The sequence below is a fragment of the Rossellomorea vietnamensis genome, assembly GCF_008180415.1.
Taxonomy (GTDB): domain Bacteria; phylum Bacillota; class Bacilli; order Bacillales; family Bacillaceae_B; genus Rossellomorea; species Rossellomorea vietnamensis_C.
In genome coordinates this window covers 120,866-131,677 of sequence record NZ_VTEI01000009.1, presented here as the reverse complement: position 1 = coordinate 131,677, position 10,812 = coordinate 120,866, and the positions used below count along the sequence as shown (strand labels likewise).

Below are 10,812 nucleotides of genomic sequence, written 5' to 3'. Positions count from 1 at the left end.
CTTTTGTTTCCCAACAAAATAGTTGTAGATGAACCGGCAACAACCGAACGTTTTATTGATTAATTCAATTTGTTGGTGATTTGGATAGATCCTGAATTTAAAGGTTTTTTTAACATTCAAATGGTTTCACCTCCTTGTAGTAATTATACCAAGAAAGATGGTACCTTGGGAACGTATGTTTCTTTCAAAGTTTTTTTAGTAGAGACCAAAGGCAGGCGATTCATCTCCCCCTTACCGTTGGGCTATGCCCTTCACACGCTTGAAGAGGGAGTTTTCTCGTCATTTTTAGATAAAAAAGACTATTTTCGCATACTTTGCTGCTTTCTAAGATACTAAGCTTTTTTGCTCTAAACGAAGAGAGAAGCTCTTTTCTCTCTTGTTAAACAGGATTTTACAGTTGAATTACGGCGCTATCTCTCGCAATTAATATCAAATAGCCACAAAGTTTATGAAAGGCTCTTTTCTAAAGGAGTGTTGCTTTTGAACGCTTTTTTACCCTCTGTCACTTATACACAGGAGGATTGGAGCGGGAGACAGCCACAATCCTTACGAAAAGTACGTTATGAGAGCCTTAAAAAAATCTGTTTTACGGCAAATAAAAAAACCCGTCCGTAATGACCGGGTTTTCTATGATTAAAAACCGAAGTATGTTACTGCCAGAGTCAAAATGAAGAATAAAACAGAAAGAACAATTGTAACGCGGTGCAGCACTAAATCGAGTCCGCGCGCTTTCTGTTTGCCGAACAGCTGCTCTGCACCACCTGAGATGGCACCTGATAGTCCTGCACTTTTACCAGATTGCAATAATACAACGACGATAAGAGCAATAGAAACAATGATTAGTAAAGTGATCAATAATGTATGCACGAGTCCCACCTCCTGAAACGAACGTTAAGCAATATTTTTAATTTTATCACACCTGTCAGCCAGCCACAATAAAGATTTGAAATTTTTGGCGGGTTTGTGGACAGTCTATAGCCGGAGTTTCTGCCTATCAACCCTTTTTCTGCTTCTATTAATATCATTTCCTCTATCAGCCGAGTTTGCCGTTCTATCAACCGCCACCCATCTATCATTTTGGTTGTGTCGCTAAACAGCCACTATACACTTTCATAAAAGCAGGGTTATAACTAGTTAAAAGCGGGTAGCGCATAATGAAGGTGGAATTTTCCATAGGTGAAAAGCAGGATAAAGTGAGATTCCTGGTGATAAATCAATATGATTCCGGGATAGTCATATCTCCGCTGGTTCCTGCTCCTTTTTATTAAGGCTCTTCTCGTTAACTTTGCTGCAATTTATTACGGGTTTTAAAATATTGCCGCTATTCACCAGAGTATCAAAAAAGAAAAGCCTGGTCATCAGGGGAAAAATCAATGTGAATCCAGCCTTTATTAATGGTCCTCTACTCATTAGACTAAAGAATCCATCCAATGTTGAACCGGACCGGCAGCTTGCGTAAAACTTCCTTACTGGCATCCTTGGAGTATTGAAGGTTCAACATCCATTAATAGAAATACATATCACTTTCAAGTTTTGTATAATCAATGTATAATAATTGTATTATTAAGCAGGAAGAGGTGAGTAGATGAAAACAGTCATTGTAGTTGGATCCGGGCCAGGTGGATTGACCGCCGGGATGCTATTGGCAAGTCAGGGAATGAATGTAACAGTTGTAGAAAAGCAGCCTTTTATCGGCGGCCGTACGTCATCGATGCAGGTTGGAGAGTTTGTGTTTGACAGAGGACCGACTTTTTTAAATATGCCGCATATACTTGAGGAAGCTTTCACTGCTTCGGGCAAAAACCTTCACGATTACATAACCCTTAAAGAAATTGACCCGATGTATGAACTTCGTTTTGACGGTCTGGCCTTCAGCCCGAGTACGGACCAAGAAAAAACGAAGAAGCAGATTCAGCAGCTTTTCCCAGATGATGTACAAGGTTACGAACGGTTTATGAAGGAAGAGGATGCCAAACTCCAGGCTTTACTGCCGATTTTGCGAAACAAGCATGACTCTCTCTTTGACTATACGAAATGGCGTTTCATTAAAGCCCTTCCGAAGTTAAGCGTGGGAAAATCACTGTACGGAAGGCTTTCTGACTATTTTACAGATGAGCGGTTAAAGCTGGCCTTTACGTTTCAGTCTAAATACCTTGGGATGTCGCCATGGGAATGTCCGGGAGCATTTACCATATTGTCCTACATGGAGCATGCCTATGGGGTTCACCATCCAATTGGTGGAGTCAATCAAATTACTAAGGCGATGGCCGCTGTAATAGAAGAATACGGCGGTAAGGTCATCACGAACTCCGGCGTTAAGAAAATCCTGACCGAAGAAAACCAGGCGAAAGGCGTGCTTCTCGAGAACGGAGAAACCCTCTACGGAGATGAAATCGTGATGAACGCCGATTTTGGCTACGCGATGGAAAATCTACTTGAAGAAGGATCGACAAAAAAATATACACCGCAAAAGCTGCAAAAGAAAAAGTATTCCTGCTCTGCCTTTATGATGTATCTCGGATTAGATAAGCGTTTTGATCTTCCTCACCATACCATCGTCTTTTCAAAGGATTACAAAAAGAATGTCGAGGAGATCACCGGCACCAAGACGATGTCAGAGGATCCTTCCATCTACATTCACAATCCTTCTGTGACGGATGAGACACTGGCCCCGCCCGGGAAATCCGCAATCTATCTGCTGGCGCCCGTCCCTAATAATTTCAGTGAAATTGATTGGGAAAAGAATAAAGACCAATTCAGGAAACTGATTCTGCAGCAGTTAGAAGAGCGTACTGAATTTAAAGGAATCGAGAACCATATCGAAGAGGAAGTCGTTTTCACCCCATACAACTGGGAACATGACCTGAACATATATAAAGGAGCCACATTCAGCCTGGCTCATAACCTGCCTCAGATGATGTATTTCAGGCCTCATAATAAAGTAAAAGAAATCGACAGGCTCTGGCTAGTCGGCGGCGGCACCCATCCGGGCAGCGGACTGCCGACGATTATTGAATCTGCGCGGATTACGAGTTCAATGATTTTAGAAAAACATGCTGCCCAGGAGGTGCCTGTATGAAAACCGCAATTATTGGCGGCGGAGTCGGCGGCCTGACAGCAGCCCTTTTACTCAAGAAGAAAGGGCATGACGTTATCATTTATGAAAAAAGCAATCGTCTCGGGGGCAGGCTGGGTTTTATCGAACGGGACGGATTTAGAATCGATAAAGGACCAACCATCGTGCTGCTTCCGGATATGTTAAAGGATGTTCTGAATGAAGCTGGAATCCCAGAGGAAGAACTGGAATTACTCCAGGTTGATCCTCTTTATAGACTAAATTATCCTGATGGCAGCCATTTCTATAAATCCAGTAACCTTGAAAAGCAGCTCGAGGAGATTCACCGGGTCTTCCCAGGAGAGCAGCAGAATTACTTAAGGTATCTGAAAGACATGAAGGAACGATTCAACAAGGGGAAGCAGGCATTTCTCGATAAGGATTTTGTCAATAAGAGGGACTTTTTTTCCTATCAAAATATGAAAATCCTATTGAACCTCAAAGCATTCCACAGCGTGAGAAAAAGTGCTGAAGCGTACTTTACACACCCTCGTCTGCAGGAAGCATTCTCTTTTCAAACTCTTTACATCGGAGGTTCGCCTAACAATGCACCCGCTCTTTATTCACTCATTCCTTACAGCGAACATGACCACGGAATCTGGTATCTGAAAGGCGGTTATGGCAGGCTTGTCAACATTTTAACGAAGCATATCGAGGCTCAGGGAATACCTGTTCATTTACAATCAGAGGTAACCGGACTTCAATTTAGCGGAAAACGCTGCACAGGCCTTATCACTAGTGGAAGAGCGGAAAATTTTGATAATGTGGTTTTTAATGGAGACTTTCCAGGAATCCACCGGTTGGTTAACAATGAGAAACCCAAGAAAAAACGCTACAAAGCATCCTCAGGCTGTCTGCTTCTCTATTTCGGCTTAAACAAGCAGTATAACGAGGCAGATGTGCACCAGTTTTTTATGCCGGACAATTTCCAGCAGCATATGGATGCCGTCTTTACCAGCAGCCGGCTGCCTGATAACCCTTCGATCTATACCTTTTACCCATCTAGAATTGATAACAGTCTCGCTCCTCCGGGAAAAAGCGTGTTGTATTCACTTATTCCAGTGCCTTCAGGTGATAAGATCAATTGGAAGGAGCAAGAGGAATTTATCGAACGGATCCTGGATGAAATTGAAACAAGAGGCTTTCCCGGCCTCAGGGATTCGATTGAGTGGATGGAAATCCGCACACCACAGGATGATCAGCAGGATGGCTTGTATCAAGGAGGAAGCTTCGGTATTGCTCCGACACTCGGCCAATCCGGGGTCTTCCGCCCGCAAGTAAAGCCGTTTGCCTATGAAGGATTATACAGCGTCGGCGCATCCATCCATCCAGGAGGAGGCATACCGATTGTAATGCAAGGAGCAAAGCTGCTTTCAAATTATATGGAAAGGGTGATGACTGATGAAGGAAGCTTACCAGGCATGTGAAGACATAATTAAAAAGCATTCAAAAACCTTCTACAAGGCGTTTTCATTTCTGCCGGAGGAGAACCGGAACGCCGTGTGGGCAATTTATGCTTTTTGCAGAAGAGTAGATGATATTGTGGACGAAGGTGAAAACCCGGAAGTTGAATTAAACCTTTTTAAAGAAGAGTTTTCCCGCTTTGCCAGAGGTGAGCATTTATCAGAATCCCCTTATTGGACAGCTTTGCATGACGTTTTCCAGCGGTATCAAATGGAGATTCACCCCTTTGAAGACATGATTACAGGACAGGAAATGGACCTTTCAGGACGGAGCTATCACTCTATTAATGAATTAGAATCGTACTGCTACCACGTGGCGGGAACAGTCGGCCTTATGCTGCTTCCAGTACTTGCTCCCGGTAAGGAAAAGAAGCTGAGAGACGGAGCAATCTCCCTGGGCATTGCCATGCAGTATACCAATATCTTGCGGGATATCGGAGAGGACCTTACGCGCAACAGACTGTATCTTCCAAGAGAAACAATGATGCATCATAATTATTCAGCAGATCTTCTCGAAGAAAATGTAGTGAACAGTTCATTCATCTCACTTTGGGAAAGCCTTGCAGAACGAGCCGATTCCTATTATCAGAAAGCGATGGACACCATGTCGCATTACCCTTCTTATTCCCAGATCCCCGTCCAGTCAGCCGCCATTTTTTACAGAGGCATCCTGGACAGCGTCCGGTCCAATGGACATAACGTCTTCTCCAAAAGGGCTTATGTTTCAGAAGGGCAAAAAAAGAAACTGCTGGCAGAACGATTGGGATGATGAAAAGGAAAAAACCCGGCCATGTCCATGCGACAGAATAGCCGGGTTTTTTTACTTTCTTTTCGTGTTCAGAATCAAGATATCGGCGGATTTTGTGTGTTAATCAGCGGGAAGGCGGATTTATTGGCGGAAGCGGAGAGTTTATCGGCGCTTTTTTCCATTTTATCAGCGGAAAACACTAATTTATCGGCGTAACTCCTTTCCCGCCCGCCGCGTGAAAACCCAATTCAATTCATCTACCCCTCCAAAATCTTCTTAGCCACATTTTTCCCGCTGATCACAACCATCGGTGACCCGCCGCCAGGATGTGTCGTTCCCCCGGCAAAGTACAGATTCTCTATATCCCGTGAGCGGTTGAACGGCCTTAAAAAGGTGTCTTTCTTTGAATTGGAAGCAACGCCGTACAATGCTCCGCGGTAGGCTCCAAATTGCTTTTGGATGTCTGCCGGCGTAACGATCTTCTCTTCTTTTAGATATGGCTTAATAACCACACCGTGATTCTCCAGTTTTTCATAGATCAATTCTTTATACTTGTTCACATCGAGGTTCATTTCACAGTTCATCCCTAGAGGAGGAGCATTAACCAGAATGAATAAATTGCTTCCTTCCGGAGAAGCATCACGGTCTGTATAGGAGGAGTTGCTTATGTAAATCGTTGGATCATCCGGCCAGAGACCCTGAAACAGCTCAAAAAATTCCCTTCCATAGTCTTTCGAAAAATAAGCTTGGTGGTGTATCAATGATTCATGATGATGATCAAGTGCTGCCATGATCACAAAGGCTGAAATCGAGGGCGGCGTCTTACCGATTTTTTTATCGGTCATTACCCTTCTCTCTTTCTTCTTCAGTAATTTAGGAAGTGCCTGCAGCAGGTCACCGTTCAGTATCACGTCATCGGCCGCAACCTTCTCTCCACTTACAGTCCTCACTCCGACAGCACGCTTATTTTTCGTAAGAATTTCAGTCACTTCTGTTTCCCTATGTATTTCCGCTCCATGTTTTTCAGCAAGCTTTGCAAGACTCTCAGCAAGCTTGACCGTTCCGCCCTTTACGTAAAAAACGCCTTGAACCATCTCCAGATAGCCAATCATCGAAAACGTCGCAGGGCTGGTGTATGGAGAAGAACCGATATATGTCGCATAGCGGTTGAACACCTGCAATAGAAACGGATTTTTGAAAAAGCGTCGGTGAAAGCGGTCCATCGTTTCCAGCGGTTTTACCTTCGTGAAGGCTGAGAAAAGGCTGGGTGACAGATAATCTTTCCATGATGAAAAAGTGCGGTGAAAGAAGGCTTTTTCTGATAACTGGTAGAGCTTCTCGATTTCTGATAGGTAAGATTCATAACGCTGATAAGCATAGGGATCCATTGTTTGCAGCTGCTGCATCACCTTTTCTTTGCTTGTTGACATTAAGAACCGTTCGCCTTCCGCACTCCAATTAGCGGTGTGATCCTCAAGCTTAATCCAGTCATAGTAATGACGCGGGTCTTCGCCAGCTTCGTAAAAGACAGAATCAAATATATGCGGCATTGTGATAGTGTTTGGCCCAAAATCAAACCTGTGGCTGCCAAGTGTTTCAGGCTTAAGCTTACCGCCGAGATGCTGATTTTTTTCAAAGAGAGCAACAGAACAGCCGCTGCTTGCAAGAGTAGCGGCTGCGGCAAGCCCTCCCAGGCCTCCCCCGATTATGGCGATTTTCTTCATGAATAAGTCCTTCCTTTCCAGCTGTATCCCTTATTTCTCAGTCCGTACAGCATTGAGTTAAAAATCAAAACGATGAAGGCTGCACTCGCCACTGGCATCCAGAGTGAAAGGATCAGTCTTTGTTTTATAACAAAGTTCACCCACAGTTTCTGAAGCACAATCAGCAATAAGGGGAGGAAGAGCCATAGGCTCCACTGACCAAGCAGGATTCCGCTATAGAGCCCATAAAGGCCGAGCGGAAGCGGGAAGACATAAAATGAAAGGTAAAACAGGCTGATTGCGAGGACAAATAGGACCGACCGATCTAATCCCGGAAAGAGATTTTTTGAAAATCCTTCCCAAACCTCTTTATTGGTGCTGTACATTTTGCATGTAACATAATCGGTCACGTTGCATAGAACCACACGCTGTCCTGCCGCTTTCACCTTTCTGGTTATGTGAACATCATCCACAATCGAATCACGGATTCCTTCGTGGCCGCCGGCTGCTTGGTAGGCCTTTCTGGTAAAAAATAAGAAAGCTCCATGAGCCGCGGTAAACTCTTCCCTCGTCGTATGGTTTGCCGGCCAGATCGGCAGGTGAAACACGACAAAGAATTGCTGCAGCGGAACAAACCACTGCTCCAGCAGCGGCTGAACAGGAAACTTTGGAAAACCGGTGATCATGCCGGCCTTTTTCTTTTTTAAAAGGGCCAGCCCCTGTTGAATCGTTTGCGGATGCAGCTGTACGTCTGCATCTAAAAAGAGGAAGTAATCTCCCGCCGCTTTTTCGCTGAGCTGATAACAGGCATGGACTTTCCCGCTCCATCCCACCGGAAGAGGCTTGCCGTTCAGGATTTGAAATCGGCTGTCCTCCCCGATTGCCTCCTGAAGCAGTTTTTTTGTATCATCGGTCGAGTTATCATCAAGAAGCAGCACCTCTAACCTCGGATACGTCAATTTTTTCAGATTATCTACGAGTACGGATGCATTTCTTTCTTCATTACGAAGCGGGACAAGGATTGATACCTTTTCATCCAGGTCCAGACTTTCATCCTGCTTTCTTGGCAGTGAAGGAAGAAAAAAGCTGTTGATGACTGTCCATAGGAGAAAAACGGCCAGAACGGAACTATATAAAATAAGCATCATGTATCCTCCCTTTCAACAGCGCTTCCAAAGTAAACAAAACTGGCTGCCCCTATAAAAACAAAAGCTAAAAAGCTTGCCAGCCAAAGCCCATTCAGTAAGCCCAGAAGCATGAACATCCCTGTCACCAAAATATAAAGCAGCACGATCCGCCTGCTCCGATAACCACTTATTGTCTCTGGCCAATTGTTCTGCAGCCTGAGCAAGATGTAAATGATCAGATGAAAGAACAAAGCGAGCAGAAACCAGCCGCTGAAGTTTTGCAGCGGAACACCATAATAAAAGGAAAGTCCGTCATCCCAGATCCAATACTGCTTAACGTGGAAAGCCACAGGATCAATGATAAGGTCCATCCCTACTGTGAATACCGCACCTGTCAAAATATAAAGGGTGCTGTGAAGAGCATCGTTCTTCTTGTAGAATGTCCGGGTGAACCAGACGGCAATTACATGGGAGGTCGAGATGACAAGCAGCCAGGCAAATCCTATTGCGACCGGCACCCCGAATAGCTGCCAGCCGAAGTCTGATGTGTAATTATAGCTGCCGAACAGAAAGCCAAAGTGAACCCCCAGGCCTTCCGCCAGCATGCTTATAATAAAAATGGTTCCGATAAATGCTGCGCCGGTAATCCTGCCGTAGGCTGACAGGAAATACAGGCTTCCGATAAGCCCCGCCAGCATCAAGAAGACTGCATTCGCCCATTGAAGCGAAGCAGGAAGCAGGTCGAAGGAAAGAAGCACAACGCCGCACGCATACCAGAATAAGAAAAAATAGTAGAGAAGATTTTCCCCGTTTAAAGACCTAGCCAATCTTCTGTCCCTTAGCCGCAAGATCTTCCTGAATTAAATCCGCTGTCAACTGGCCTGACAGGGTTACCATCGGCACACCGCCGCCGGGATGCGTAGAACCGCCGGCAAAATACATATTCTCAAGCATCGTGCTTCGTGCCGGGATCTTGAAACCGCTATTTTTCTTCTTATCCGTATTCACGCCATAAATCGATCCGCCGTTTGATCCATATAAACCTTGAATATCATCAGGAATAAACTCATAATCAAACTCAATATGAGAACGGATATCCTCGAGGCCCATTCTTTCAAGCTTATCCAGCACAAGATCGCGATAATCTTTGCGGTAGCTTTCCCAGCTCTCTCCCTCTTTTAAAGGGGGAACATGAGTTAGAATAAATAGATTTTCTTTTCCTGCCGGTGCCTGTCCGGGATCATTTTTTGCCGAAACACCGATATAGACAGTCGGGTCATCCGCCGGGCGTCCTTCATCAAAAATCTGTTTGAACTCTTTTTCGGGATCTTTCGAAAAGAAAAAGTTATGGTGCTGAAGCTGGTCGTACTGCTTATCCACACCAAGCAGCATCACGAGACCGGACACAGTCGGTTCAAACTTTTCCAGGGATTGTGTTGTCTGCTCGGTCTGCCCATGCTTTTTCAATAGTTTTTTATAAGCCGGCAGTGCTTCAAGGTTGGACACGACAATATCCGCTTCAACCCTTGTACCGTCTTCAAGCTGGATGCCCTTTGCTTTGCTGCCTTCCGTCAAGATCTCCACAACCGGGCTGTTCGTTATGACTTCAACACCCAGTTCATCACAAAGCTGCAGCATTGCTTCGGCAATCTTATACATGCCGCCCTGCACATAAAAGATTCCGAGCCCAAGCTGAACATGAATCAATTGTGACAGCACAGCCGGCGCATGATAAGGGGAGGAACCAATGTACATGATGAAGAAGTTAAATAACTGCTGAATCCTTTTGTCTTTGAAGTGCTTTTTCGTTGCCTGGTCCATCGTTTTAAGGGGATCCATCGCCATCAGTTCTTTAAAATTATGTAAAGAGCGCAAATCTCCCAGGCCCGCAAGGCTTTTCTTATAAAAGCTCTTAAGATTCAGGTCGTACATTTTTCCGCAGTAATTAAGGTATTCATAAAAAGCGGATGCATCTTCAGGTGAGAGTGCCCTGATTTGGTCCAGCATCGTAGGAATATCACTCGTCACATCCAGTGAAGTTCCATCTTCAAAGAATGTCCTCCATTGCGGTTCAACCCGCTGGATGTCGAGATAATCATGAACGTTCCTTCCTGCCCGTTCGAACAGGTTTTCCAGTACCCATGGCATCGTCAAGATGGAAGGTCCCGTATCGAAGGAATACCCTTTCCCTTTACGGATGTTGAGTTTACCGCCTGCACGTTCATTTTTTTCATAGACTGTCACCTTATGCCCTTTTGATGCCAGGGAAATTGCGGTTGACAGGCCTCCGAGGCCCCCGCCGATAACAACTGCACTTTTACTCATGAGATCTCCTCCTAAACTTGGTTGTTGTGACTGTAAAAATGGCTTTTTCTAACGTGTTGCTGCTGTGTGGATACTGATCAACCCTCCTCCCCATTTCCATTAAGGGATTGGACAGAGGGAGTGCGGAATTCCTTTGTGAAAGGAGCGAAAATTAAAGGATAAAGCTCTTGGTGAAGGTTATGTTTCGACTTTTGCTTAGCCTCATTGTATAGTTGAAATATAATATTTGTAAAGGGATTATACAGTTATGTAGAAAGGAAGGATATACTGACTTTCCGCCGTACAGACTTAGATGATATCAACCGGAAGCTGAATACAGCCCGCCATGCGT

The 10,812-nt window shown here is 44.8% G+C and carries 9 protein-coding genes; 3 read left to right on the top strand and 6 right to left on the bottom strand.

Going from position 1 to position 10,812, the window contains the following annotated elements; genetic code table 11:
• Nucleotides 1-120: helix-turn-helix domain-containing protein (locus FZC78_RS16660; protein ID WP_148941248.1), on the bottom strand; the 120-nt coding region annotated here is incomplete at its 3' end.
• 513 nt (nt 121-633) lie between these two features.
• Nucleotides 634-867: a preprotein translocase subunit SecG gene (gene secG, locus FZC78_RS16655; RefSeq protein WP_148941247.1), complete on the bottom strand. Its 234-nt coding sequence runs from the start codon at nt 865-867 to the stop codon at nt 634-636.
• A 718-nt stretch (nt 868-1,585) separates the two neighbouring features.
• Between secG and FZC78_RS16650 the strand changes: the two genes are divergently transcribed.
• Genes FZC78_RS16650 through FZC78_RS16640 form a run of 3 tightly spaced genes read left to right on the top strand, consistent with a single transcriptional unit; the run spans nt 1,586 to nt 5,347 of the window.
• On the top strand, nt 1,586-3,079 hold the full coding sequence (locus FZC78_RS16650; RefSeq protein ID WP_148941246.1) for a phytoene desaturase family protein: 1,494 nt from the start codon (nt 1,586-1,588) through the stop codon (nt 3,077-3,079).
• The gene (locus FZC78_RS16645; RefSeq protein ID WP_148941245.1) at nt 3,076-4,542 is read left to right on the top strand and encodes a phytoene desaturase family protein; all 1,467 of its coding nucleotides are present in this window, start codon (nt 3,076-3,078) and stop codon (nt 4,540-4,542) included. The genes FZC78_RS16650 and FZC78_RS16645 overlap by 4 nt, the downstream gene beginning before the upstream one ends.
• Nucleotides 4,517-5,347 (top strand): phytoene/squalene synthase family protein, encoded by an 831-nt coding sequence (locus FZC78_RS16640; RefSeq protein ID WP_148941244.1) that lies wholly within the window; start codon nt 4,517-4,519, stop codon nt 5,345-5,347. Before FZC78_RS16645 ends, FZC78_RS16640 begins: the two co-directional genes overlap by 26 nt.
• Before the next feature lie 236 nt (nt 5,348-5,583).
• On the opposite strand, the gene FZC78_RS16635 is transcribed toward FZC78_RS16640, so the two are convergent.
• From FZC78_RS16635 to FZC78_RS16620, 4 genes are read right to left on the bottom strand one after another with little or no spacing between them, the layout of a single operon-like run.
• Entirely contained in the window at nt 5,584-7,050 is a 1,467-nt protein-coding gene (locus FZC78_RS16635; RefSeq protein ID WP_148941243.1) for a phytoene desaturase family protein, read from the bottom strand.
• The gene (locus tag FZC78_RS16630) at nt 7,047-8,177 is read right to left on the bottom strand and encodes a glycosyltransferase (protein ID WP_252183652.1); all 1,131 of its coding nucleotides are present in this window, start codon (nt 8,175-8,177) and stop codon (nt 7,047-7,049) included. Before FZC78_RS16630 ends, FZC78_RS16635 begins: the two co-directional genes overlap by 4 nt.
• A complete protein-coding gene (locus tag FZC78_RS16625; protein ID WP_148941242.1) occupies nt 8,174-8,983 on the bottom strand; it encodes a carotenoid biosynthesis protein in 810 nt (269 codons plus the stop codon). The genes FZC78_RS16630 and FZC78_RS16625 overlap by 4 nt, the downstream gene beginning before the upstream one ends.
• Nucleotides 8,976-10,481, bottom strand: coding sequence for a phytoene desaturase family protein (locus FZC78_RS16620; protein ID WP_148941241.1), 1,506 nt, complete (start codon nt 10,479-10,481; stop codon nt 8,976-8,978). The genes FZC78_RS16625 and FZC78_RS16620 overlap by 8 nt, the downstream gene beginning before the upstream one ends.
• Nucleotides 10,482-10,812 lie beyond the last annotated feature (331 nt).

Coding starts and splice junctions, on each gene's coding strand:
- FZC78_RS16650 (WP_148941246.1), top strand. CDS start 1,586: ATGAAAACAGTCATTGTAGTTGGATCCGGGCCAGGTGGATTGACCGCC.
- FZC78_RS16645 (WP_148941245.1), top strand. CDS start 3,076: ATGAAAACCGCAATTATTGGCGGCGGAGTCGGCGGCCTGACAGCAGCC.
- FZC78_RS16640 (WP_148941244.1), top strand. CDS start 4,517: ATGAAGGAAGCTTACCAGGCATGTGAAGACATAATTAAAAAGCATTCA.
- FZC78_RS16635 (WP_148941243.1), bottom strand. CDS start 7,050: ATGAAGAAAATCGCCATAATCGGGGGAGGCCTGGGAGGGCTTGCCGCA.
- FZC78_RS16630 (WP_252183652.1), bottom strand. CDS start 8,177: ATGATGCTTATTTTATATAGTTCCGTTCTGGCCGTTTTTCTCCTATGG.
- FZC78_RS16620 (WP_148941241.1), bottom strand. CDS start 10,481: ATGAGTAAAAGTGCAGTTGTTATCGGCGGGGGCCTCGGAGGCCTGTCA.